Source organism: Massilia rhizosphaerae, from assembly GCF_016093545.1.
Taxonomy (GTDB): domain Bacteria; phylum Pseudomonadota; class Gammaproteobacteria; order Burkholderiales; family Burkholderiaceae_D; genus Telluria; species Telluria rhizosphaerae.
Genome location: NZ_JADKYX010000002.1, coordinates 332360 through 355990 on the forward strand (window position 1 = coordinate 332360; position 23631 = coordinate 355990).

Annotated in this window: 28 protein-coding genes; 12 read left to right on the top strand and 16 right to left on the bottom strand. The window is 64.9% G+C overall.

Annotated elements, in window-relative coordinates; all coding sequences use genetic code 11:
* Nucleotides 1–36: 36 nt before the first annotated feature.
* From ISF28_RS04550 to ISF28_RS04600, 11 genes are all read right to left on the bottom strand, one after another.
* On the bottom strand, nucleotides 37–1407 hold the full coding sequence (locus tag ISF28_RS04550; protein ID WP_198115957.1) for an SGNH/GDSL hydrolase family protein: 1371 nt from the start codon (nucleotides 1405–1407) through the stop codon (nucleotides 37–39).
* A 190-nt stretch (nucleotides 1408–1597) separates the two neighbouring features.
* The gene (locus ISF28_RS04555; protein ID WP_198115958.1) at nucleotides 1598–3109 is read right to left on the bottom strand and encodes an alpha/beta hydrolase family protein; all 1512 of its coding nucleotides are present in this window, start codon (nucleotides 3107–3109) and stop codon (nucleotides 1598–1600) included.
* Between the two features lie 114 nt (nucleotides 3110–3223).
* Nucleotides 3224–4249, bottom strand: coding sequence for an L-threonylcarbamoyladenylate synthase (locus ISF28_RS04560; RefSeq protein ID WP_370663388.1), 1026 nt, complete (start codon nucleotides 4247–4249; stop codon nucleotides 3224–3226).
* The gene (locus ISF28_RS04565) at nucleotides 4246–5442 is read right to left on the bottom strand and encodes a 5-(carboxyamino)imidazole ribonucleotide synthase (RefSeq protein WP_198115960.1); all 1197 of its coding nucleotides are present in this window, start codon (nucleotides 5440–5442) and stop codon (nucleotides 4246–4248) included. The genes ISF28_RS04560 and ISF28_RS04565 overlap by 4 nt, the downstream gene beginning before the upstream one ends.
* Nucleotides 5442–5957, bottom strand: a complete 516-nt coding sequence (gene purE / locus ISF28_RS04570; protein ID WP_198115961.1) for a 5-(carboxyamino)imidazole ribonucleotide mutase — start codon at nucleotides 5955–5957, stop codon at nucleotides 5442–5444. The genes ISF28_RS04565 and purE overlap by 1 nt, the downstream gene beginning before the upstream one ends.
* Before the next feature lie 3 nt (nucleotides 5958–5960).
* Nucleotides 5961–6857: a phosphoribosylaminoimidazolesuccinocarboxamide synthase gene (locus tag ISF28_RS04575; RefSeq protein ID WP_198115962.1), complete on the bottom strand. Its 897-nt coding sequence runs from the start codon at nucleotides 6855–6857 to the stop codon at nucleotides 5961–5963.
* A 246-nt stretch (nucleotides 6858–7103) separates the two neighbouring features.
* Complete coding sequence (gene fba, locus ISF28_RS04580) at nucleotides 7104–8168, bottom strand: class II fructose-bisphosphate aldolase (protein ID WP_198115963.1); 1065 nt, start codon at nucleotides 8166–8168, stop codon at nucleotides 7104–7106.
* Nucleotides 8169–8333: 165 nt separating this feature from the next.
* Nucleotides 8334–9782 (bottom strand): pyruvate kinase, encoded by a 1449-nt coding sequence (gene pyk / locus ISF28_RS04585; RefSeq protein WP_198115964.1) that lies wholly within the window; start codon nucleotides 9780–9782, stop codon nucleotides 8334–8336.
* 59 nt (nucleotides 9783–9841) lie between these two features.
* Entirely contained in the window at nucleotides 9842–11047 is a 1206-nt protein-coding gene (locus ISF28_RS04590) for a phosphoglycerate kinase (protein ID WP_198115965.1), read from the bottom strand.
* A gap of 164 nt (nucleotides 11048–11211) precedes the next feature.
* Nucleotides 11212–11556 (bottom strand): AzlD domain-containing protein, encoded by a 345-nt coding sequence (locus ISF28_RS04595; protein ID WP_198115966.1) that lies wholly within the window; start codon nucleotides 11554–11556, stop codon nucleotides 11212–11214.
* Nucleotides 11549–12304, bottom strand: coding sequence for an AzlC family ABC transporter permease (locus ISF28_RS04600; protein ID WP_198115967.1), 756 nt, complete (start codon nucleotides 12302–12304; stop codon nucleotides 11549–11551). The genes ISF28_RS04595 and ISF28_RS04600 overlap by 8 nt, the downstream gene beginning before the upstream one ends.
* Nucleotides 12305–12607: 303 nt before the next feature.
* On the opposite strand from ISF28_RS04600, the gene ISF28_RS04605 reads away from it, so the two are divergent.
* The 3 genes from ISF28_RS04605 to ISF28_RS04615 are packed head-to-tail and all read left to right on the top strand — an operon-like array spanning nucleotide 12608 to nucleotide 14433.
* The gene (locus ISF28_RS04605; RefSeq protein ID WP_036236204.1) at nucleotides 12608–12802 is read left to right on the top strand and encodes a zinc-finger domain-containing protein; all 195 of its coding nucleotides are present in this window, start codon (nucleotides 12608–12610) and stop codon (nucleotides 12800–12802) included.
* Nucleotides 12803–12825: 23 nt separating this feature from the next.
* Nucleotides 12826–13827, top strand: coding sequence for a YheT family hydrolase (locus ISF28_RS04610; RefSeq protein WP_198115968.1), 1002 nt, complete (start codon nucleotides 12826–12828; stop codon nucleotides 13825–13827).
* Between the two features lie 3 nt (nucleotides 13828–13830).
* Nucleotides 13831–14433 (top strand): DUF2946 family protein, encoded by a 603-nt coding sequence (locus ISF28_RS04615; protein WP_198115969.1) that lies wholly within the window; start codon nucleotides 13831–13833, stop codon nucleotides 14431–14433.
* Nucleotides 14434–14439: 6 nt separating this feature from the next.
* Here the strand turns inward: ISF28_RS04615 and ISF28_RS04620 are convergent, their stop codons facing one another.
* On the bottom strand, nucleotides 14440–16035 hold the full coding sequence (locus ISF28_RS04620) for a M48 family metalloprotease (protein WP_198115970.1): 1596 nt from the start codon (nucleotides 16033–16035) through the stop codon (nucleotides 14440–14442).
* A 96-nt stretch (nucleotides 16036–16131) separates the two neighbouring features.
* On the opposite strand from ISF28_RS04620, the gene moaC reads away from it, so the two are divergent.
* Complete coding sequence (gene moaC, locus ISF28_RS04625) at nucleotides 16132–16638, top strand: cyclic pyranopterin monophosphate synthase MoaC (RefSeq protein WP_198115971.1); 507 nt, start codon at nucleotides 16132–16134, stop codon at nucleotides 16636–16638.
* A gap of 40 nt (nucleotides 16639–16678) precedes the next feature.
* On the opposite strand, the gene ISF28_RS04630 is transcribed toward moaC, so the two are convergent.
* The 3 genes from ISF28_RS04630 to ISF28_RS04640 are packed head-to-tail and all read right to left on the bottom strand — an operon-like array spanning nucleotide 16679 to nucleotide 18244.
* Nucleotides 16679–17053 carry a hypothetical protein gene (locus ISF28_RS04630; RefSeq protein ID WP_198115972.1) on the bottom strand — a complete coding sequence of 125 codons (375 nt, stop codon included), beginning with the start codon at nucleotides 17051–17053 and terminating at the stop codon, nucleotides 16679–16681.
* Nucleotides 17050–17472 (bottom strand): M74 family metallopeptidase, encoded by a 423-nt coding sequence (locus tag ISF28_RS04635; protein ID WP_198115973.1) that lies wholly within the window; start codon nucleotides 17470–17472, stop codon nucleotides 17050–17052. Before ISF28_RS04635 ends, ISF28_RS04630 begins: the two co-directional genes overlap by 4 nt.
* Nucleotides 17462–18244 carry a hypothetical protein gene (locus tag ISF28_RS04640; protein ID WP_198115974.1) on the bottom strand — a complete coding sequence of 261 codons (783 nt, stop codon included), beginning with the start codon at nucleotides 18242–18244 and terminating at the stop codon, nucleotides 17462–17464. The genes ISF28_RS04635 and ISF28_RS04640 overlap by 11 nt, the downstream gene beginning before the upstream one ends.
* 183 nt (nucleotides 18245–18427) lie before the next feature.
* Between ISF28_RS04640 and ISF28_RS04645 the strand changes: the two genes are divergently transcribed.
* Genes ISF28_RS04645 through ISF28_RS04655 form a run of 3 tightly spaced genes read left to right on the top strand, consistent with a single transcriptional unit; the run spans nucleotide 18428 to nucleotide 19862 of the window.
* Entirely contained in the window at nucleotides 18428–18919 is a 492-nt protein-coding gene (locus tag ISF28_RS04645) for an Hcp family type VI secretion system effector (protein WP_198115975.1), read from the top strand.
* A gap of 12 nt (nucleotides 18920–18931) precedes the next feature.
* On the top strand, nucleotides 18932–19456 hold the full coding sequence (locus tag ISF28_RS04650) for a penicillin-insensitive murein endopeptidase (protein ID WP_198115976.1): 525 nt from the start codon (nucleotides 18932–18934) through the stop codon (nucleotides 19454–19456).
* Nucleotide 19457: 1 nt separating this feature from the next.
* Nucleotides 19458–19862 (top strand): hypothetical protein, encoded by a 405-nt coding sequence (locus ISF28_RS04655; RefSeq protein WP_198115977.1) that lies wholly within the window; start codon nucleotides 19458–19460, stop codon nucleotides 19860–19862.
* Here the strand turns inward: ISF28_RS04655 and ISF28_RS04660 are convergent.
* Nucleotides 19859–20254, bottom strand: a complete 396-nt coding sequence (locus tag ISF28_RS04660) for a VOC family protein (protein WP_198115978.1) — start codon at nucleotides 20252–20254, stop codon at nucleotides 19859–19861. The genes ISF28_RS04655 and ISF28_RS04660 overlap by 4 nt on opposite strands.
* 209 nt (nucleotides 20255–20463) lie before the next feature.
* Here ISF28_RS04660 and pqqA point away from each other — a divergent pair, with 209 nt between their 5' ends.
* The 5 genes from pqqA to pqqE are packed head-to-tail and all read left to right on the top strand — an operon-like array spanning nucleotide 20464 to nucleotide 23626.
* A complete protein-coding gene (pqqA, locus tag ISF28_RS31140) occupies nucleotides 20464–20538 on the top strand; it encodes a pyrroloquinoline quinone precursor peptide PqqA (protein WP_075796420.1) in 75 nt (24 codons plus the stop codon).
* A gap of 50 nt (nucleotides 20539–20588) precedes the next feature.
* Nucleotides 20589–21497, top strand: coding sequence for a pyrroloquinoline quinone biosynthesis protein PqqB (gene pqqB / locus ISF28_RS04670; RefSeq protein ID WP_198115980.1), 909 nt, complete (start codon nucleotides 20589–20591; stop codon nucleotides 21495–21497).
* Nucleotides 21494–22195, top strand: coding sequence for a pyrroloquinoline-quinone synthase PqqC (gene pqqC / locus ISF28_RS04675; RefSeq protein WP_198115981.1), 702 nt, complete (start codon nucleotides 21494–21496; stop codon nucleotides 22193–22195). Before pqqB ends, pqqC begins: the two co-directional genes overlap by 4 nt.
* A gap of 11 nt (nucleotides 22196–22206) precedes the next feature.
* Nucleotides 22207–22470 (top strand): pyrroloquinoline quinone biosynthesis peptide chaperone PqqD, encoded by a 264-nt coding sequence (pqqD, locus tag ISF28_RS04680; protein WP_198115982.1) that lies wholly within the window; start codon nucleotides 22207–22209, stop codon nucleotides 22468–22470.
* A 7-nt stretch (nucleotides 22471–22477) separates the two neighbouring features.
* Entirely contained in the window at nucleotides 22478–23626 is a 1149-nt protein-coding gene (pqqE, locus tag ISF28_RS04685; RefSeq protein WP_198115983.1) for a pyrroloquinoline quinone biosynthesis protein PqqE, read from the top strand.
* Nucleotides 23627–23631 lie beyond the last annotated feature (5 nt).

Consider the following 23631-nt stretch of genomic DNA (forward strand, 5'->3'; position numbering starts at 1 on the left):
GAGAATGGCCCGTCCGCGCGGACGGGCCTGTCGTGATTACAGCCAGCCCTTCGTGGCCATCTGCTCGAGGACGTAGCGTGCGACCAGCCAGTTCTCGAACGGCGTCGGGTGCACGTCGTCGGCGAACATGTAGTGGCTGACGTCGCCGGCAATCACGTTCTTCGCGGTGCAAACAAGCGACGAGGTGCCCAGGGCGTTCGGGCCGCAGGCCGGGGTCGACGTGTTGGAGAGGCCGTACGGCGCCGGGTTGATGACCTCGTCGTGGCTGACGCTCCACAGGTCGACGTACAGCACCTTGGGCTCGTTGGCGACGCCGGCCTTGAGCTGGGCGTTGAAGGCGTCGACGGCCGTCTTGATCAGGGACTGGACGGCAGCCGGCTGCGACTTGCCCGACGGCGTCGAGGCGACGTCCGGCAGGTTGTTCACGACCACGTAGTTCGCGCCCTTGGCGAGGATCTGCGTCTTGACGAGGGCCGCCAGCTGGCCGCCCGCGGTGGCCATCGCGGTGACGACGCCCGCGGCGTTGGCGGTCAGGTAGTCGGCGCCCGCTTTCTGGCCGGCCGCCGTCGCGTCGGCCTGGGCCTTGGCGACCATCGGACCGTACACGCTCGCCTGGGCGGCGGCGGTGTTGCCGGCCATGACGGCCGCGGTGACGGCCGCCTGCACGATGGACGTGTCGGTGTGGCCGGGGCGCGCCGCTTCCGTCTGGATCGCGAGGCCGATCGATTGCGCGGCCGTGGCCGGGTTCGGGGCGCCGACGGCCAGCTGGGTCGTCAGCGAGACGGCGAACGCCTGCGCGCCGGCCGCGGTGCCGGCGGCGGTGGCATTGGCCGACAGTTGGCCCATCAGGAACAGGATGTCGTTACCGCCGGCCATCACGGTCACCAGTTCGGTGCCGCTGAATTTGCCGCCGGCCTTGGCCAGGTGGTTCGCGATCTGCGTCACCACGGGCACGGTGGTCGCGCCCAACGCCGAGCCGGTGAGCCGGTTGCCGGGGCCGACCGGGTCCGTCACGCGCGCGCCGCCCTGCGCATAGTTCAGGCAGTTGACGTTGAAGGTGATCGGTACGTTCAGGCCTTGCGCCGCATCGCCCTGCAGGCCGGTCTGGGCCGCGCACGGTGCCGGCAGCTTCAGCTGGGCCGCGACGAATTCGGTCCAGTTCTTGCCCGTCAGGTCGGGGCTGATCGACGTGTTGTCGCCGTTGATCGTGAACTTGCCCCCGCCCAGCGCCTTGACGGTGCCGACCGCATAGGTGCCGACGTCCGACAGGCTGTCGCCGAACGATACCTGGGAGCTGAACTGGGTGGCCGGGGTTTGATCGCCGCCGCGAGGGCTGGTACTGCTGCCGCCGCAGGCCGACAGGACGGCAGCGGTCAACAGCGCGAGCGCGAATGAGGTCTTACGCATTGTGTCTCCTAAAGAAGTTTTTCTTCTGCAACGAACGGCCGTGCTATTCGTGAATGACTAATATGCCAGTGTTCGGCACCGTTGTATAGCGAAAACCTATGTCGTGCGCCGGCAACAACACCGTCGATGTTGCGGTAGGGACAAGGCCGGCAGCGGCCGATTATAGCAACGCTGCCCGCCCGATTTTGCCTCAATGTGACAATGTTGTTTGAAAATAATCGCGCGTCGCTGCCATGCAGAACGGCGCCACGAGGCCGGCGTGGTAAGCGGACGACACGGCGTCGTCGCCGGAGGCCGTGCGCAGGAGCGCCTTCGCCGCCGCGAAGCCCGCCTTGGCCGCGCGATACGGGTCGTCCAGGGCGGACGTGTCGTCGATGTCCAGCAGGGTGATGTTGCTGCCGCGGGCGCTGAAATAGCCGGCCGCCGCCGTCGCGTTAAAAAACGGCACGACGGGATCGGCATGGCCGCCGCACAACATCGTCGGAACGCTCGGCATGTAGCTGCGCAGATCGTTGCGTACGAGCCACTTGCGCAGATTGTGACCCGGCGCGCAGGCCAGCGGCGCCGCCACGCTCTGGTCGCACGGGTGCGCCGCCATGTCGGCCAGGTAGCCGTTGCGGTAATCCGTGCGGACCAGGTTCTCGGCGCCGAAATACTGCGTGTAGCCGGCCGCCTGCGGCTGCGAATCGGCAGCGAACAGCGCAGTGGCGGGCAGCTTGCCCTGGTCGACGAGGTCGCTGCTGCCGAGGCTGCCCGGCACCAGGTCGACGATCGTGGACGCATACCGGGCCTCGTAGATGTCGGACGGCGTCGCGTACGGCGCGGCGCCGGCGTGCTGGGCGGCGTTGACGATCATCGGCACGATCACGGTGGCGCCGTTGCGCGGCGCGCCGCCGAACAGGTCGTCGCCGAAACGGGCCAGCGCATACGGGCCCGACATGCCGGACGCCGCCGCCAGGTTGAACTCGTTCGTGCCCAGGTCCTGCATGGCGCGTTGCGTGGCCAGCGCGACATAGCCGCCTTGCGAATAGCCGGTGACCATCAGCTTGCCGGAATCTTTGGCGCCGACCGCCGCGAACGACGTGCGCGCGGCGCGCAGGGCGTCGATCATGTCGGCGGCCTGCGCGACGCGGTCGAGATAAGGGTGGTAGCCGAGCGACGAGCCGCCGTAGCCCGTGTAGTTGGGCGCCACCACGATGAAGCCTTGCGCCGCGAACACGGCCGCCGCCAGCCGGGCTTCCGCGTTGTTGGCGATGTCCGCCATGTCGTACGATTTTTGCAGCGACGTACCGTGCGCATACAGCACGACGGGCCGCGAATTGCCGCACGAGTTGCCGCCGCCCGTGGGCACGAAGATGGCGGCGCTGCCGTCCGTCGCTTCGCCCGCGCCGCCGACCGTGTTGTAGTGCACGCGATACACGGACACGGCGCACTGCGGCTGGCCCGCGACTGCCAGGGTGCCCGGCTGGGCCGATTCGAGGAAGCCGGCCAGCACCATCGGGCTCAGCGTGGTGAGGCTGACGCCGCCGACATTCACGGCCACGGAGGCGGCCTGCCCCACGAGGCTGCCGCGCGTGGGGACGGGCAAGGGAGCGGGATTGACGACGCCGCTCGGCGTGCCGCCGGCGGTGGTGCCGCCGCTGCAAGCGGCAAGCAAATAGCCCAGCCCGAGGCTGCAGGCCAGGGTAACGAGGAAACGCATGGATGTCTTTCGGCGGGGAATGGTCCGCAAGGGCGGACGGACGTGCAACGCCCGGCTTGGACGTTGCCGCCTAGAATGCACCGGACGGACGTTTTTGGGAAGATTCCGGACGGATTACAACACGGGAGTGTTGTTTATCAATCCGTGCACGATGCCGGTGGAACCGTGCGCGGCGCGGCGCAGGCGGTCGTTGACACCCAGCCATGGGCCGTCGTGCGGCGGCGCTTCGACGAGGATGACGTCGGCGCCCGTGCCGTCCATCGCGCGCAGCGCCGCGTACAGCGCGTGCGCAAAGCCTTCCGGCGACGCGGGCAGCCGGACGGCCGCATGCGTCGCCGGCAGCTCCGTGTAATGGATCAGCGCGACCTTGCGGCCCGCTTCTTGCAGCCTGGACAAGGTGCCGGCCAGCGTCGCCGTGTCCTGCATCGCGACCGGCGTATGCGGCGCGTAGTGCGATTCCAGCGTGCCCGAAGCGCGCGGCGCCGCCGAGTCGGGACGCGCCGGCACCTGGTCGATCACGGCCGCGATGGCATCCGCCGAGATGTGACCGGGACGCAGCAGCACGGGCCCGTGCGTGGCCAGGCGCGACAGATCGACGATGGTCGATTCGATGCCGACCTCGCTCTGGCCGCCGTCCAGCACGCAGGCGATGCGGCCATGATCTCCGATATCGTCGCCGAATTCGTCGCGCACGTGCTGCGCGGTCGTCGGGCTCACGGCGCCGAATTTGTTTGCGGACGGCGCCGCGACGCCGCCCTTCCCGCCCTTGAACGCCTGCAGCAACTGGATGGCGACCGGATGCGACGGGCAGCGGATGCCGACCGTGTCCTGGCCGCCCGACACGGCGTCCGGGATGTGCGGCGCGCGCTTTAAAATCATCGTGAGCGGGCCCGGCCAGAAGGCGTCGGCCAGCTGGCGGGCTTCCGGCGGGATGTCGGCGGCCCAGTAACCCAAGTCGGCGCCCGGAGCCACGTGCACGATCACGGGATGGTCCTGCGGGCGCCCCTTGGCGGCGTAGATCGCGGCGACGGCGGCCGGGTTTTCCGCATCGGCGCCGAGGCCGTACACGGTCTCGGTCGGCAGCGCGACGAGCCGCCCGGCCTCGAGCGCGCGCGCGGCAGCGGCGATCGCATCCGTCACAGCGAAATTCCCAGGATGGCGCACGCTTGCGCGAAATTCGCCTGGGCTTCCCGCAACGTGGGCGCGACGAACGTCACGTGGCCCATCTTGCGGCCGCGGCGCGGGTCGGTCTTGCCGTACAGGTGCAGGTTGGCGCCGGGCAGCGCCAGCACCTGGTCCCACGCCGGTTCGCGCGCGACGTCGCCCTCGCCTTCGAACCAGACGTCGCCGAGGATGTTCAGCATGACGGCCGGCGAATGCTGGCGGCAATCGCCCAGCGGCAGCTTCGCCATCGCCCGGACCTGCTGGGCGAACTGGCTCGTGACGCATGCGTCGATCGTGTAGTGGCCGCTATTGTGCGGCCGCGGCGCCATCTCGTTGACGACGAGCGAGCCGTCCGTCAGCACGAAGAACTCGATGCACAGCACGCCGACGTAACCCAGCTCGGCCACGATGGCGCGCGCCGCGTCCTGCGCCTTGCGCGCGCATGCATCCGACACATTCGGGCCCGGCACGGTCGTCGTGAACAGGATGCCGTCACGGTGCACGTTTTCCGCGATCGGATAGACGACCGAGCGACCGTCCGCCCCGCGCGCCGTCAGCACGGACACCTCGTAGGCGAGCGGCAGCATCTTTTCCAAGAGGCACGTGACGCGGCCCATGGATTCGAACGCCGCGCGCACGTCCGCGCGCGTGCGCACGCGCACCTGGCCCTTGCCGTCGTAGCCCATGCGCACCGTCTTCAGGATGCCGGGCAGCAGGTCGTCGGCGATGGCGTCGACGTCGGCGTCGCTGGCGATGACCTTGTGCGGCGCCGGCATCACGCCGCATTGACCGGCACAGGCAACGAAAAAGGATTTTTCCGCGATGCGGTCCTGGGCGACGGACACGCCGTGCGCATCCGGCGCCACGAACACCTGCTGCGCGAGGCGCGACAGGCTGGCGGCCGGGACGTTTTCGAATTCCGTCGTGACGGCCACGCATTGGCCGGCGAGCGCATCCAGGCCGGCCGCGTCTTCATAGCCGGCCTCGACGAGGCGCTCGGCCACCTGGCCGGCCGGGCAATCGGCCGACGGCTCCAGCACGGCCACGCGATACCCCATCGCCTGCGCGGCGTGGGCGAACATGCGGCCCAGCTGGCCGCCGCCCATCACGCCGAGCCAGGCGGGCTCGGACGCGGCGGGCAGAAATACGGAAGACTTCGTTTCGCTCATCACTCGTTCACGGGCAGGGTCATGGCCTTGGCGGCGGCGGTCTGTTGCTGGCGGAACTGTTCCAGCTGGCCAGCCAGGGCGTCGTCGGTCGTGGCGATGATGGCGATCGCGGTCAGCGCGGCATTCGCGGCGCCCGCTTCGCCGATGGCGAACGTCGACACCGGAACACCTTTCGGCATCTGCACGATCGACAGCAGCGAGTCTTCGCCGCGCAGGTATTTCGACGGCACGGGCACGCCCAGCACGGGCACGACCGTCTTCGCGGCCACCATGCCCGGCAAGTGCGCGGCACCGCCGGCGCCGGCGATGATGGCGCGCAGGCCGCGGCTGCGGGCGGATGCCGCGTACGCGAACATCTCGTCCGGCATGCGGTGCGCCGAGATCACCTGTGCTTCGAACGGCACGCCGAACTGCTTCAGCATGGCGCAGGCGTGCTGCATCACGTCCCAGTCGGAGCTGGAACCCATGATCACGCCCACCAGGGGCTTAACTTCGGGCTTGTTCTGGTCCGCCATCGGTCAGACCTTCAGCTTCTCGCCCGTCAGGCGTTCGATGGCTTCGAAATACTTGGCCTGGGTTTTGTCGATGACGTCCTGCGGCAGCGGCGGCGCCGGCGGGGTCTTGTTCCAGTCCTTCAGCGTTTCCAGGTAGTCGCGCACGAACTGCTTGTCGAACGACGGCGGCGACATGTCCGGGGCGTACGAGTCCGCCGGCCAGAAGCGCGACGAATCGGCCGTCAGGACTTCGTCCATCAGGTGCAGCACGCCGTTCTCGTCCAGGCCGAATTCGAACTTGGTGTCGGCGATGATGATGCCGCGCGTGGCCGCGTAGTCGGCCGCGGTCTTGTACAGCTGGATGCTGATGTCGCGGATTTTATTCGCCAGCTCGGAACCGATGCGCTGTTCCATGTCGGCGAAGCTGATGTTCTCGTCGTGCTCGCCCAGGTCGGCTTTCGCGGCCGGGGTGAACAGCGGCTCGGGCAGCTTGTCGGCCTGGCGCAGACCGGCCGGCAACTGGATGCCGCAGACGGCGCCGGTGGCCTGGTAATCCTTCCAGCCCGAACCGATGATGTAGCCACGCACGACGGCTTCGACGAGGATCGGCTTGAGGCGCTTGGCGACGACGGCGCGGCCTTTCACCTGCTCCACTTCCTCGGGTGCGACCACGGATTCCGGCGCGATGCCGGTCAGGTGGTTCGGCACGATGTGGCCGAGTTTTTCGAACCAGAAATCGCTCATCTGGTTCAGCACCATGCCCTTGCCGGGGATCGGTTCGTTCATGACGACGTCGAAGGCCGACAGGCGGTCGGTCGTGACGATCAGGATCTTGTCGTCGCCGACGGCGTAGTTGTCACGGACCTTGCCATGGCCCAGCAATGGCAGGGAGGAAATAGTGGATTGGTAGAGGCTTTTCATAGAGGGGATATCTTGATAAAGCGAAACCGGCGCAGGAGCCGGTCGGATGGGCGGCGGCTCGGGAGAGCCGGTGCCAAAGCGATATTTTACGCGAATTCTTGCGCTACAGCTGTAGGGTGAGCACCCTGTGCCCACGCGTGACATATGCGGTTTGCCGGCGTTACGCGTGGGCGGAGGCCGCCCACCCTACTGTTACGCTGTAGGGTGGGCACCCCGTGCCCACGCGTGACGTATGCGTAATGCCAATTATTGAACGATCTGGGCCAGTTCGCCAGCTTTATAGCGCTCCGCCATCTTCTCCAGCGGAATCGGCTTGATCTTGGCCGCCATGCCTTCGCAACCGAAGGAAATATAGCGGGCCTTGCAGATCTGCGTGGCCGCTTCGCGAGCCGGCTTCAGGTAGTCGCGCGGGTCGAACTTGGACGGGTTCTCGAACAGGTATTTGCGGATCGCGGCCGTCATCGCCAGGCGGATGTCCGTGTCGATATTGATCTTGCGGACGCCGTGCTTGATGCCTTCCTGGATTTCCTCGACCGGCACGCCATAGGTTTCCTTCATGTCGCCGCCGAATTCGCGGATGATGGCCAGCAAATCTTGCGGCACCGACGACGAACCGTGCATCACGAGGTGCGTGTTCGGGATGCGCGCGTGGATTTCCTTGATGCGGTCGATGGCGAGGATGTCGCCGGTGGGCTTGCGCGTGAATTTGTAGGCGCCGTGCGACGTGCCGATGGCGATGGCCAGCGCGTCGCACTGGGTGCGCGCGACGAAGTCGGCGGCCTGGGCGACGTCCGTGAGCAGTTGCTCGCGGGTCATGGTGCCGTCGGCGCCGTGGCCGTCTTCCTTGTCGCCCTTCATCGTTTCCAGCGAACCGAGCACGCCCAGTTCCGCTTCGACGGTGACGCCGATCGAGTGCGCGAACTTGACGACTTCCCGCGACACCTCGACGTTGTAGTCGTACGAGGCGACGGACTTGCCGTCCGCTTCCAGCGAGCCGTCCATCATGACGGACGTGAAGCCGGAGCGGATCGCGGCCATGCAGACGGCCGGCGACTGGCCGTGGTCCTGGTGCATGACGACCGGGATGTGCGGATAGGCTTCGACGGCGGCGTCGATCAGGTGGCGCAGGAAGGCTTCGCCGGCATACTTGCGGGCGCCGGCCGAGGCCTGCATGATCACCGGGCTGCCGGTCTGGTCGGCCGCGGCCATGATGGCCTGGACCTGTTCCAGGTTGTTGACGTTAAAAGCCGGCAAGCCGTAGCCGTGTTCGGCGGCGTGGTCCAGCAGTTGACGCATTGATACGAGTGCCATGGTTTAGCTCCATAGGAATAAAGAAACCTTTCCGGGTCCAACCCTGCAGCGCGCGTGCATGCACCTGGCCTCGCGCGACAGGCGCGTCAGCCATGCACATCACGTCGTTCGACAATCCGGCGCGGCCGCGGGTTGCGGCCGCGCGCACAGGTGTTGAGCTCCCTCTTAGTCGAATTCCCCGACGCGAACGATCTTCAGTGCGTTCGTGCCGCCGACCTGGCCCATCGGCTCACCCCACGTGACGACGATCATGTCGCCCTTCTTGACGATGCCGTTGGCCACCATCAGGTCTTCCGCCTGTTTCAGGACGGCGCTGCTGTCGCCACGCTGCGTCAGGTGGTACGCATGGACGTTACGATACAGCGATACCTTGCGTTGGGTGGTGACGCTTGGCGTCAGGGCATAGATCGGGGTGTCGACGCGGTGACGGCTCATCCACAGCGCGGTCGAGCCGGATTCGGTCAGCGCCACGATCGCCTTCACGCGCAGGTGGTGCGCGGTGAACAGGGCGCCGTACGCGATCGACTGGTCGATGCGGGTGAACTGCACGTTCAGGAAGTCGGCTTCGAGTTTGTTGTATTCGGAACGTTCCGCTTCGACGCAGATCGCGGACATCATCTCGACCGTCTCGACCGGCCACTTGCCGGCGGCGGTCTCGGCCGACGTCATCACGGCGTCGGTGCCGTCCAGCACGGCGTTCGCCACGTCCGACACTTCGGCGCGGGTCGGCACGGCGTTGACGATCATCGATTCCATCATCTGCGTGGCGGTGATCGCCAGCTTGTTGGAATCGCGCGCCATGCGGATCATGCGCTTCTGCAGCGCCGGCACGGCCGCGTTGCCCACTTCGACGGCGAGGTCGCCGCGGGCGACCATGATGCCGTCCGAGGCATCCAGGATTTCCTGCAGCACGGGAATCGCCTCCGCGCGCTCGATCTTCGCGATCATCATCGGCTTGTGGCCGGACGGCTCGCCGGCGATGTTCGCCAGCTGGCGCGCCATTTCCATGTCGGTCGCCGTCTTCGGGAAGGAAATTGCCAGATAGTCGGCCTGGAAGCTCATCGCGGTCTTGATGTCTTCCATGTCCTTCGCGGTCAGCGCGGGCGCCGTCAGGCCGCCGCCCAGGCGGTTGATGCCCTTGTTGTTGGACAGGTCGCCGCCCACCTTGACGATGGTGTGGATCTCGCTGCCCGCCACGCGCTCGACGATCAGGACGATCAGGCCGTCGTTCAGCAGCAGCGTGTCGCCGGGACGCACGTCGTTCGGCAGGGCCTTGTAGTCGAGACCGACGCGCTCCTGGTTGCCCAGTTCGCCGTTCTCGCCCCAGCGGGCGTCGAGAATGAAACGGTCACCATTGTCCAGCAGGATCTTGCCTTCTTCGAACTTGCCGACGCGGATCTTGGGACCCTGCATGTCGGCCATGATCGCCACCTCGCGGCCGCACTCGGCGGCGGCGCGACGCACCAGGTTGGCGCGGTCGATGTGATCCTGGGCGCGGCCGTGCGAGAAATTCAGACGCACGATGTCCACGCCCGCACGGATCATGCGGACGAGCGTGTCGAAGTCGGAGGAAGCGGGGCCGATGGTTGCGACGATCTTGGTACCACGAGACATTGATCTATCCTTGAAGTGAAAAGCGCAGCCCGTGGACTGCGCTGGTGACCGTTAGGTTTTTATTTCGCAGCGCTACGCTGCAGCAGGATCTCCACCGCCGGCAGCGTCTTACCTTCGAGGAACTCGAGGAAGGCGCCGCCGCCGGTCGAGATATAGCCGATTTGGTCGGCAATATTGTATTTTGCGATGGCAGCCAGGGTGTCGCCGCCGCCGGCGATCGAGAAGCCTTTCGATGCGGCGATGGCCTGGGCCAGGGTCTTCGTGCCTTCGGCGAACTGGTCGAACTCGAACACGCCGACCGGGCCGTTCCACACAATGGTGCCGGCCTTGCCGATCTGCTCGGCCAGTTGGGCCGCGGTCTTCGGGCCGATGTCCAGGATCATGTCGTCGTCCGCCACGTCGTTCACGTCCTTGACGGTCGCGGCGGCGGTCGGCGAAAACGCTTTCGCGCACACGACGTCGACCGGGATCGGGACTTGCGCCCCGCGGGCGGCCATCTTGTCGATGATCGACTTCGCCTCGCCGACGAGGTCCGCTTCCGCGAGCGACTTGCCGATGTTCAGGCCCACGGCCTTCATGAACGTGTTGGCGATGCCGCCGCCGACGATCAGGTTGTCGACCTTGTCGGCCAGGCTCTGCAGGATCGACAGCTTGGTCGACACCTTGGAACCGGCGACGATGGCCAGCAGCGGACGCTGCGGCGCGCCGAGCGCCTTGCCCAGCGCGTCCAGCTCGGCCGCCAGCAGCGGACCGGCGGCGACCACGGGCGCGAACTTCGCGATGCCGTGCGTGGTCGCTTCGGCGCGGTGCGCGGTGCCGAACGCGTCGTTGACGTAGATGTCGCACAGCTTGGCCATCTTCTGCGCCAGCTCGTCCGAGTTCTTCTTCTCGCCCTTGTTGACGCGGCAGTTTTCCAGCAGTACGACCTGACCCGGCGCGACGTCGACGCCGTCGACCCAGTTCTGTTTCAGCTCGACGGGCTGGCCCAGCAGCTCGGACAGGCGCTTGGCGACCGGCGCCAGGCTGTCTTCCGGCTTGAACTCGCCCTCGGTCGGACGGCCCAGGTGCGACGTGACCATCACGGCAGCACCTGCGTCAAGCGCGGCGCGGATCGCGGGAACCGAAGCGCGCACGCGCGTGTCTTCCGTAATGTTGCCGGCGTCGTCCTGGGGCACGTTCAGGTCGGCGCGGATGAAGACGCGCTTACCTTTCAGCGCGTCTTGGTCGATCAGGTCTTGCAAGCGGGTGAAATTGAGAACGGCCATTGTCTGAACTGTCGAGGAATGTTTAAAAAACGCTATTTTACCGCAGGGACCTCGAAAAACCGTCGCGAGCGGCAGCAGATTTGGTTGAGAAGCGCAGCTGTACGACAAGTACAGCGAGCATCGCAAGCCAAATCTGCAACGCGCAGCAGGTTTTTCGAGCTTCCTTAGCCGACCCCATGGAAAACACCAGATACGCGCAGGACAGTAAATACCAGCATGCCGATAACGATAGTCTGCAACATGTTCCGGCGCCACAGGTAGTAGGCGAGCGCGGCAATACCGGCCAGCAGTTTCGGGTTCGTGACGGCCAACTGGATGTCGCCGTGCGGCCCCAGCATGAAGTCCGGCGCGACGATCGCGGCCAGCGCGCAGGCCGGCGCATAGCGCAGCATTTCCTGCACGCGCCGGGGAATCGTCACGCGGTGGCCCACCATCCACAAGGCGCTGCGGCAGCACGCGGTGGCCACGCCCAGCACGGCGATGATGGCCCAGATCTCCCAGTCAGCCATGGCCCACCTTGCGCCGCTCCTGCGTTTCCTCGACGACGATGGCCGTGACCATCCCGACGAGCACCGCGACCAGCAACCCCAGCTTGTACGGCAGGCCGTGCGCCAGCACGGACACGACGGCCGCCACGAGCACGCCGCACAGGGCCGCGCTGTTGGCGATCAGGGGCACGAGGATGCACAGGATGGCCAGCGTGCCGGCGAACCCCAGCTGCCACTCGGTGGGCACGGCGCTGCCCAGGAAGATGCCGGCGAACGTGCCGACCTGCCACGCGACCCAGGTCGGATACAGCAGGCCCTTGAGGAACGACAGCTTGCCCCGTTCCGGTACGGCGTGCGGATAGCGCTGCAGGAACAGCGCGGTGGTCAGGTCGCCGGAGATATGGCCGAGATAAAAGCGCTGGAACAGCGGCAGGTGCGAGAAATGGGGGGCGAGCAGCGCGGAAAAAATGACGAAGCGCAGATTGACGACGAACGCCGTGGCGAAGATGACGCCGATGGGCGCGCCGGCGGCAATCAGCGGCAACGACGCCAGCTGGGCCGAACCGGAATATACGACGAGCGTCATGACGCTGGCCTGCAATACGGTCAGGCCGCTCTTGACCATCGCGACGCCGACCACCATGCCCCAGGCGCCGAGGCCGAACAGCGTGGGCAGGCCGACCTGGAAGCCCGCGCGCCAGGCGGCGGGATCGTGGCCGTCGACGTCGTGGCCGCGTTCCGTGCCCGGGTCCAGGCGTGCTCCGTTCATGTCGCGTTCCTGCAACAAATACGGCAAACGGGCATGGCGGACGGGCGACGTTCGGACATGAAACGATGGTGTGAAAATGCGTGTAGTTTTCCCTGCGGGAAATTCTACTCGACAGTAATGAGGCCGCTATTCTACCGGACCATTCCGGCAATCAGGTCGAATCCGTTAGAATCGTGGTTTTGGGAATGCCGAGATACCGGACGCCGGCGCCATGGATAGCTAAGGTAAGTAAATACCGTGCGCATGGCAAGCCTGTCCCGCCGGCCTGGATTCCCCTTGCCAAACTAGTTGACGGAGAAATCGATGAACGACAAGACCATCCCGGTCGTGGAACTGGAAGCCAAAGACCTGCCGGCATATTGCCCGAACCCGGCCATGCCGCTGTGGTCGTCGCACCCGCGCGTCTTCCTGGATTTCGATCATGATGGCAACGCCAAGTGCCCGTACTGCGGCACCCAGTACCGCCTGAAGCCGGGCACCGTACTCGCACATCACTGATTTCGACCCGGCGGGAGCTTGCCGTGAACCGTGCGGGCGCAGCAAGCTACCAGGCGCCCCGCTGGCTGCCCGGCGGTGACCTGCAGACCATCTACCCCGCCCTCTGCGTCCGCAAACCGGCCGTCGCCTACCGGCGCGAGCGCTGGGACACCCCCTGCGGCCAGGATTTCATCGACGTCGACCTCGTCGACGGCGCCGCGGCCGCCGGCCCGTTCGTCCTGCTGTTCCACGGCCTGGAAGGGTCGTCGGACAGCCATTACGCGCGCTCCCTGATGGCCGCCGTCAAGGCCCGCGGTTGGCATGGCGCGATTCCCCACTTCCGCGGCTGCTCGGGCGAAGCCAACCTGGCGCCGCGCTTCTACCACTCCGGCGACGCCGAAGAACTCGACTGGATCATCCGCCGCCTGCGCCCCCGCTATGCCGGGCCGTTCTACGTGGCCGGCGTGTCGCTGGGCGGCAATGCCATGCTGCGCTGGCTGGGCGAACAGCGCCATGGCGCGGGCATCGTCGATGCGGCCGTGTCCGTCTCCGCCCCACTCGACCTGGCGGCCGGCGGCGCCGCGCTGTCGTCCGGCTTCAACCGCCTGTACACGCGCATGTTCCTGCAGACCCTGAAGCCCAAGGCGCTGGCGAAGCTGGAGCGATTCCCCGGCCTGTTCGACCGCGACCGCCTGCTCGCCGCAAACGATTTATACAGTTTCGACAACGTCGTCACGGCCCCGCTGCACGGCTACCGCGACACGGACGACTACTGGCACCGCGCCAGCGCCCGCCACGTCCTGCACGACATCGTCGTGCCGACGCTGGTGCTGAACGCCCGCAACGACCCGTTCCTGCCCGGCCGCCACCTGCCGCAAACGGCCGCGCCCGCGGTGACGCTTGAATATCCGACGACGGGCGGCCACGTCGGCTTTTCCACCGGGCCCTTCCCGGGACGACTCGACTGGCTGCCGCAACGCATCCTGCGATTTTTCGACGACTCGGCCATGCGCGCGCCCGCGCCGGCGCGGCTGTGCGAAGCTTGAACCATGGACGACATCGTAAAACAGGCAATGGCCAAATGGCCGAACGTGCCCTACTGCTACGGCTGGCTGGCGCTGGACGCGCGCGGCGCCTGGCGCATGCGCGACGAAGCGGCCCAGCGCGCGGGCACACCGGGCGACAAGCTGACGAATGCCGCGCTGGTCGGCTTTATCGCCCGCAATTATCTGGCGGACGAGCGCGGCTGCTGGTATTTCCAGAACGGCCCGCAACGCGTCTACATCAACCTCGAGGCGACGCCGTTCATCGCCCGCACGGATCCCGCGCAGGGCCTCGTGCTGCACACGGGCCAGCCGCTGGGCGCGCCGGACGACGCGTACCTGACGGACACCGGCGGCATCGTGCTGCGGGCGGGAACGACGATCGCCCAGGTGGACGACCGCGACGCGGCGCAATTGCTGCAGGCATTCGAACGGGATGGCCATCCCGCATCGGACGAGGACGTGATGGCGTGGCTGGACGGCGGCGCGGACGAACTCGCATTGCGCTGGCAAGACCGGCGCATCGTCGTCGGACGGCTCGCGGCGGACGAGGTGCCGGCGGCATTCGGCTTCGTGCGCCGGCCGGATCTGCTGCAGCCGCAGCAGTGACGACCTTCAGCGGTCGTTGTCCTTCTTCTCTTTCTTCTCGTCCTTCTCGCGCTCGGTCAACTCCCGCTCGCGCGCATCGATCTCGGCCTGGTCGTAGAACGACACATCCTTGGCCTTGCGCGCGAGATTGAGCTGGTCGAAGGCCGCCGGCAACGCCCCGGTCAACGTGTACGATTGCGCCAGCGCCATGTGCTGCAGGGCGATCTTGCCCTGGGCCGCATACGTCTTGGCCAATCGATCGTAGAGCTTGGGCTCTTCCCGGTATTGCTGCACCTGGTCGCGCAGGAATTGCGCGGCCTTCTCCAGCTGGCCGTCCGCGATCAACGCGTCGGCATACTGGCGCGCCAGCATGCGCGACAGCGGGAACTTCTGGTACGCGGCGTCCGCGTCCTGGACGGCCTGGTGGACGATCTCCCGCGGCTGCCCCGGCGCCAGCTTGATCTCGGTGCCGAGCTCGGCAAACATCGCGCTGCCGTCCGTGCCGCTGCGCTCGCTCGAAAACACGCCGGGCCGCGGCTTCATCGACGCCTTCGCCTTGTCGAGCCAGCTCTGCGCCGCCTTGAGGTCGCCCTGCTTCAGAGACAGGTACGACATGCCGTACATCGCGGCCGTCTGCTGCTGCGTGTTCGGCTGGGCCAGCTCGCTGTCGAACGTGGCCTTCGCTTCGTCGCGGCCTTTCTGGCTTTCGTCCTGCAGCACGCGCACGCGGGCGCGCACGAGGTGGAATTCGATGCTGTCCGGCCGGATATGGATCGGCTTGGGATTCTCGCGGATGCGCGCCTGGATGTCGGCGATGCGCTCGCCCGTCAGCGGGTGACTGCTGAGCCAGGCCGGCGCCTCGCCGTACACCCGCGTCGTGCTCTGCAGGCGCTTGAAGAAATTGACCATGCCGGAGGTGTCATAGCCGGCCGCGCGCATCGTCTGGAAGCCGACGCGGTCCGCCTCGCGCTCGGCGTCGCGGCTGAAATTCAGCTGGCGCTGGATGGCCAGGCCCTGCCCGCCCATCATGACGCCCATCGCCGCATCGGCCCCGCCGCCGGCCTTGCCGACGAGCGCCGCCAGCAGCAGCGCGGCCAGCGGCAACAGGGCGTCCTGCTTCTGCTGGCCGATCATGCGCGCGATGTGGCGCTGCTGCACGTGGCCGATCTCGTGCGACAGCACGGACGCCAGCTCCGACTCGTTTTGCGCCGACAGCAGCAGCTGCGAGTGCACGCCGATGAACCCGCCGGGCAGCGCGAACGCATTGATCATCGGGTCGCGCACGGCGAAAAAGAAGAAATCGGCATTCATCTCGCCGCGCGCGCCGGGCGCGAACGACACGAGGTTTTCGCCGAAGTTGTTCAAGAATTCGATGGTCGGGTCGTCGTCCAGGTAATCGGGATCGCGCCGGATATCGTTCATGATCTCTTCGCCCAGCTTGCGCTCCATCACGGGCGACAAGTCGGCACGGGCGCTGTCGCCGAGCGTCGGCAAGCCGGTCGAATCGGCGCCGCCGTGCAGGACGGGGACGGTAGGGGTGGCGAGCGCGCCGGCGGTCGCCACGGCGAGGCCGACGGCCGCCGCGAGACGGCGCCACGGCCACCTTGGTGAAAGCTGCAACATCGCTGAAATCGGGTTAGGTTTCACGATGCTATGATACCCGCTTCCCGGCCGTTACCGCTGCTGGGCCATATTTTGTGACTTCGCTCCCTCGACAACATGACAACGTCCGTCCCCGACACCAGCCCCCTGACCCACTTCGACGCCACCGGCCAGGCCCACATGGTCGACGTCGGCACCAAGGACGCCACCCACCGCATCGCCGTCGCCGCCGGCACCATCCGCATGCAGCCGGCCACCCTGGCACTGGTGACGTCGGGCTCGGCCAAGAAAGGCGACGTGCTGGGCGTGGCGCGCATCGCGGCCATCATGGCGGCCAAGCGGACGAGCGACCTGATCCCTTTATGTCATCCGCTGGCCATCACGCGAGTCGCGGTCGATTTCGAGATCGATGCGGCGAACAACAGCGTGCATTGCCGGGCGCAGGTCGAGACGTATGGCAAGACCGGGGTCGAGATGGAGGCGCTCACTTCCGTTCAGGTTGGCTTGTTGACCATTTATGACATGTGCAAGGCGGCGGATCGAGGGATGGTCATGACGAATGTGCGGGTGCTGGAGAAGCATGGCGGGAAGAGCGGAGACTGGACCGCCGAAGTTGACGAGTAAGGAGCCTTTCCGAAAGCCCGCAAAGGGCTTTCTTTTTTACTCAACAACTTGCACCGGTGTGCGGTTGACCCGTCTTCAAATCGAACCCGAGGGAGCAGATGTACCCTTCCTGGGGCGTATAGGAACACCATACTTCCCCTTTGCTCCGCAATCGTTCCCCTTCCTGAAGACTGCAACTGACATCCGCATCGGGGCCGCCGAGCCCTTCGAATATCTCTTTGGCGGCTTGGCCTTTGATCGAGATTGCAAGCTTGCGATCCGATTTCGTAGGCAGTCCACGGTCTCCGGGTTCGCCGGCGTAGACCAGATAGGTGGCATCCTTCAGCGGCTTGTTTTTGCCCGTCCAGTTGCCTTTATCCGCCGCGTGCGCCGACGAAAACATCAGCAAGGCGATAACAAGAATGCGATATTTCATTTCGCCCCCAATTTGATGCCGACATGGAAGTGGTCGTCATGGCGGACCCAGTGCCTTACACCGGGAATACGGTTGTCGTTGAACAGCACCTGCTTGACCAGCGGGTGAGAAAAGAAGATAGCGATGAGCTTCGCCGTCGCTTCACCATCATATTCGCTTTGCATCCAGGTCACTGGCAGGTGAGCACCGTCCTTTCTCAGAGGCCGTACGTCGACCTGCAGGCCGTCTTTGTGCGAATGATGCTCGCCCGTGGATTCTCCGTTGGCCATGCTGATATTCCCGATGCCGAACTGACGGCTTTCGGTTGTGGCCCACTCGCGCTCCACCCAAAACAACACGCTCATCATCGCGGGATGGGCATACTGGTAGGCTCCTCCGGCAGGGGTGCCATAAATGTAGTAACCCGCCTCAACCGCCAATTCTCACGTTCGCGAGCACGAACTCATTTTCTAAGACTGCTCCAACATCCCACTTCACTAGACACTGTTTCGTTAGGTGTCTAAGAAACTTATCAGATTTCTCGTGCGTATCAGCACAGTAAGCAATCGCATCAAGACGGCCTTCAAAGTTGAACTTCGCATCGCTGTCGGCAACAGGATTGTCGGGCCAAGGGACGTGGGGTAACCAAGCACCTCCCAACGAAACCATGCCGACAGAATGCGACCAAGTTGGATCGGCTAACGTTACATGATGTGTAAAGCAGTCTCTGTAGTTTTTTGCTCGTGTCCCTGTTTCTTCCCAAAAATTCGCTAGCAGGCCAGCTACCACTACCGGATTCGTCCGGGATCTATCTGGTGTATTGTTTATCCGCTTGACGAAGGCATTGATTGAGTGTGGCGAATCGTGCGGAACGACTTCCGCGCTGATCAAGAAATCCATGACGGCATCGTGTGCACTACGAGTAGCCTCAAGAAAACCATCGAGGTGGAAGAATAGGGGCTCAGTAAGTGGTCCAAAATAGCTGGAATTAACAGGGTCTTCCACGCTAGCCGTTACGGGGGCCGGTTGCATCGCATCGACCATCTCACGTACCGTCTGTCGAGCCGCCTTTAAATGGTATTCCGCGCGACGGTGCTTAAAAAATATTTTGCCGGACTGAAGCCGCCAACTGTGTCGCTTACGCTTATCCAACTTTTCAGCGATTGCCTCTACTGCGACGCTATCCCATGTCGGGTCTGGAAGAACAATCATTGGTGTGGGATGAGTGGAGGTAGAGACTGATACTAAACCATAATCGGCGTCAACGACATGCGATGGTATAGAAACCTTTTCATACCATTTGATCCTTCTCGTTCCGCCGCTTGACCATCGCCAACAACCTCTCAGCAGTGCCGTACAAAATGTTCGCTTACTCAACTTGTACCGGAGGGGAGCATGGCTACAGACGTTTACCTGAGCATCGATGGGATCAAGGGCGAGTCAGCCGATTCCGCTCATCAAGGATGGATCGAACTGACTTCCGCCCAATGGGGCGTAACCCAGCCTAGGAGCGCAACTGCCTCAACGGGAGGCGGTCACACCGCAGAACGCTGTGAGCACCGAACCCTCGCGATCAGCAAACTCGCAGACCTTGCGTCACCAGTTCTGATGCAAACCTGCTCGATGGGTAAAACGATCCCGAAGGCCAGACTCGAGTTCATGCGCGCCGACGGAGACGGCGCCCGCGTCAAGTATTACCAAGTCGAGTTAGAGAACGTCATGATCGCCAACATGGAGCAGATGGTGCACGGCGGAGGCATCTTGCACGACGAAATCGGGCTGCGCTTCTCCAAGATCAAATGGTCCTACACGCAGCAGAAAATCGGGGGAGGCGCGGGCGGATCGACGACGGGAGGTTGGGATTTAGCTTGTAACAAATGCGCCTGACGGAGGCCGCTCATGCCAACCGAATGGACAACCGAAGACGACGACAAGTGCCCCGATCCCATCCGTCCCCGGCCGCCTGAGGATTCTCGTGGATTCTTCATGCTTCCACAGGCGCCGATGGACTCGGGCTACTATGTATATGGCGAACTCTACAAGAAACCGGCAAAAGGCGCGTACCAATACGCTCATCCGATCATGATGACTGCGATTCTTCGCGTGGCATTGGAATGGCAGGCCATCGATAATCGGCGTATTGGCATCGGAGACATCAGCCTTGCGGGCGGCAGAAAAACTCCGGATCATGATTCGCACATGAGCGGACTTGAGGTAGATGTGCGGCCGTTACGTAAGGATGGCCTCGAGCTTCCAGTATGCTGGTGGGACGCGGAGTATGACAAGGCGGGGACCGCGAAACTCATCGAGATGTTCAGGACATTTGCTCCAGTCGCGTTCGTCTTGTTCAACGGCCCCGACATCCCGTTCGTAAGGAAGGCCAAGAATCACGACAATCATTTTCATGTGAAGCTGCGAGGCTGATATGCGTAAAAGAACAACCTTGCTGGTCTTGAGCGCAACGGCGGTCGCGCTCTCGCTTGCCCATGCCGCCGATCCTTCATCTGATCCGTACGGGCTCTGGAAACCGCTGCAAGGCGCAATCTACAAAGTCCATTCAGGCATCATCTCAGATCGGACTCCGCCCACGACACGCGACCGTAAGCTGACGGTCCTCGTTGACGGCAAAACCGCGAAAGAAATATTCGATTCGATCGGCCCGGACCTACCCGAAACGTGCAGCGGAGAACAAGGAGACAGAACGCGAGACAAGAAGGGCATTCATTGCAGTTACACGGCACAAGACAAGGGAACAAAAGATGGCCCCTATCGATGCTGGATCGGCCTCGATTTGCGGACAGGAGACAGCGTCGGAACCGTGAGTTGCTAGCTGCCGGTCCCACCCAACCGCGTCCCGATCCACCAATAATTCCCCTGCCCATCCCGCACCCCGGCCGACCGATCCCCATACGGCAGATCCCTCGGCTCGGCAAGACTGACCGCGCCCGTGTCCAGCGCCCGCGCATACACCTTGTCGACATCCTCGACATACACATGCACCGACGAGGCCGGCAATTCCGCCCACGGCCGGAACCCCACCATCAGCACCGAGTCGCCGATCCTGACCTCCGCGTGCCGGATCTCGCCTTCCGCATCGACCTGGCGCCGCAATTCGGTCGCGCCGAACGCGTGGGACAGGAAATCCAGCATCGCGCGCACGTCCTTGACCAGCAAGTAGGGCGACACGGCGGTATAACCATCGGGTTTGTATCCGGCATCCATATCGTCTCCCCGCGATAAAAGTGATCAGCGAACTGGACAATTCTGTCACAACTGTATCGTCGTGCAATACGACTGTTCATCTTTGACACACCGGCTGACACACCCCGCCCCGCAATACCTGCCACGGACCAGTGGCATGGATATTGCGAATTCCTCCTCGACTGCGCACCGCGCAATCACAACCCCATACATCGATCAAGGAGACAACCATGAACTGGACCAAACCAGAATTCATCGACTGGCGTTTTGGCTTTGAAATCACGCTGTACATCGCCAACCGCTGACGCAGGCCCCGCGGCGGCATGCGTCGCCGCGGGTATTACCGGAGCCATCCATGAACATCGTCGTACTAGGCTCGGCGGCCGGCGGCGGCTTCCCGCAGTGGAATTGCAACTGCCGCAATTGCGCGGGGCTGCGCAACGGCACCCTGCGCGCCACGGCGCGCACGCAGTCGTCGATCGCGGTGTCGGCCAACGGGACCGACTGGGTGCTGATCAATGCGTCGCCGGACATCCTCGCGCAGATCCGCGCCACGCCCGCGCTGCAGCCCGCGCGCGCCAGGCGCGATTCCGGGATCGCCGCCGTCATGCTGATGGATGCGCAGATCGACCACGTCACGGGCCTGCTGATGCTGCGCGAAGGGCGGCAGTTGCCGCTGTATTGCACGGCGTCCGTCTGGCGCGAACTGAATGGCCCGCTGCCGCTCGTGCCCGTCCTGTCGCACTACTGCGGCGTGCGCTGGCAGGCGTTGCCGCTCGACGGCGGCATCCAGGTGCCCGGGATCGATGGCCTGCGCTTCACGCCGCTCGCGCTGTCGAGCAAGGCGCCGCCGTATTCGGACCATCGCGATCATCCGGAACCCGGCGACAACATCGGCATGCTGATCGAGGATCTAAACACGGGCAAGTCGGCGTTCTATGCGCCCGGCCTCGGCGCCATCGATCCGCAAGTGGACGCAGCGATGCGCCGGGCGGACTGCGTGCTCGTCGATGGCACGTTCTGGCGGGCGGATGAAATGATCGAACTCGGTTTGTCCGGCAAGACGGCGGCCGACATGGGGCACCTGCCGCAATCGGGCGACGGCGGCATGATCGCCGTCCTCGACGGCGTCGAAGCGCGGCGCAAGGTGCTCATCCACATCAACAACACGAATCCGATCCTGGACGAGGACTCCGAACAGCGCGCCCTGCTCGCGCGCCACGGCATCGAAGTCGCGTTCGACGGCATGGAGATCACATTATGACGATCGCAGCAACCGCTTCCGCCTGGACCTGCGGCGAATTCGAAGCGCAATTGCGCTCACGGGGGGCCGGCTATCACATCCACCATCCGTTCAACGTCAGGATGAACGACGGCCTGCTGCGCCCGGACCAGATCCGCGGCTGGGTCGCCAACCGGTTCTACTACCAGGTCAACATCCCGCAAAAGGACGCGGCCATCATCGCCAATTGCCCGGACCGCGCCACGCGGCGCCGGTGGGTGCAGCGCATCCTCGACCATGACGGGTTCGGCGCCAACGAAGGCGGCATCGAGGCGTGGGTGCGGCTCGGCGAAGCGGTCGGGCTCACGCGCGAAGCGCTGTGGTCGCAACGGCACGTCGTGCCCGGCGTGCGCTTCGCCGTCGACGCGTACGTCAACTTCGCGCGCCGGGCGCCGTGGCAGGAAGCCGTCTGCTCGTCGCTGACGGAGATGTTCGCCCCCAAGATCCACAAGGACCGGCTGGCCACCTGGCCGACCCATTACACGTGGATCGATCCCGAGGGCTTGCAGTATTTCCGCAGCCGCATCTCGCTGGCCGAACGCGACGTCGAACACGGCCTGGAAGTGACGCTCGGCTATTTCACCACGCGTGCCCAGCAGGAGCGCGCGCTCGACATCCTGCAGTTCAAGCTCGACATCCTGTGGTCCATGCTCGACGCCATCGAGCTCGCAAATCCATGACGAGGCCGCCCATGCACACGATTCCCGATCAACCCGCCCTGTCGCGCCTGTTCCGCATGCAGTGGGAAGAGACGCAAGGCCTGTACGTGCTGCTGTACCCGGAAGGGATGGTCAAGCTGAGCCAGAGCGCGGCCGAAATCCTGAAACGCTGCGATGGCCGGCGCACCGTGCCCGCCATCGTCGGCGAGCTGGAACAGGCGTTCCAGTGCGGCGGCCTGCGTGACGACGTCGTCGACTTCCTGCGCGTCGCCGGCGAGCGTGGCTGGATCCTCTGAGGCCGCCATGAACGCCCCCGCACCGCATCATCCGCAGATCGCCCCACCGCTGTGGCTGCTGGCCGAGCTGACTTACCGCTGCCCGCTGCACTGCCCGTTCTGCTACAACCCGGTCGACTATGCCAATGACCGCACCGAACTGTCGACCGAGCAGTGGACCGACGTGATGCGCCAGGCTCGCCGGCTCGGCGCGGCCCAGCTCGGATTTTCCGGCGGCGAGCCGCTGCTGCGCGACGATCTCGAGGAGCTGGTCGGCGAAGGCCGCCGGCTGGGGTTTTATACGAACCTGATCACGTCCGGGATCGGCCTGACGGAAGCGCGCCTCGCACGCATGAAAGACCTGGGACTGGACCACATCCAGCTGTCGTTCCAGGACTCCACGCGCGAGATGAACGATTTCCTGTCGAGCACGAAGACGTTCGACCGCAAGGCGCGCGTCGCCAGGTTGATCAAGCAGTACGACTATCCGATGGTGCTGAACGTCGTGCTGCACCGTTTTAACCTCGACCACGTGGAGCGCATCATCGAGATGGCGCTCGAGATGGGCGTCGAGTACCTGGAACTGGCCAATACGCAGTATTACGGCTGGGCGCTCGTCAACCGGGCGCAGTTGATGCCGACGCGTGAACAGGTCGCGCGCGCGGAAGCCGCGGTGAACGCGATCCGCGCGCGGATCGGCAACCGGATGCGCATCCTGTTCGTCGTGCCCGATTATTTCGAAGAGCGGCCGAAGGCGTGCATGAACGGCTGGGGATCGGTCTTTCTCGGCATCGCGCCGGACGGCACGGCACTCCCCTGCCACGCGGCCCGCACGTTGCCGGGCATCGCCTTTCCCAACGTGCGCGATACCAGCGTGCAGGACATCTGGTATGCCAGCGATGCGTTCAACCGCTATCGTGGCGATGCCTGGATGAAGGATCCATGCCGCACGTGCGACGACAAAGCGCGGGACGTCGGCGGCTGCCGCTGCCAGGCCTATGCACTGACGGGCGACGCCGCGAACGCGGACCCCGTGTGCGCGAAGTCGGCGCGGCATGGCGAGTTGCAGACGATCGTCCTGCACGCGCAGCGCGCGCAGGCGGACACCGTGTGGCAGCCGGCGCAGACGATCGTGTTCCGGTCGGACGCCAATTCGCGCAAGGCCGGCGCCGCGTGAGCCCC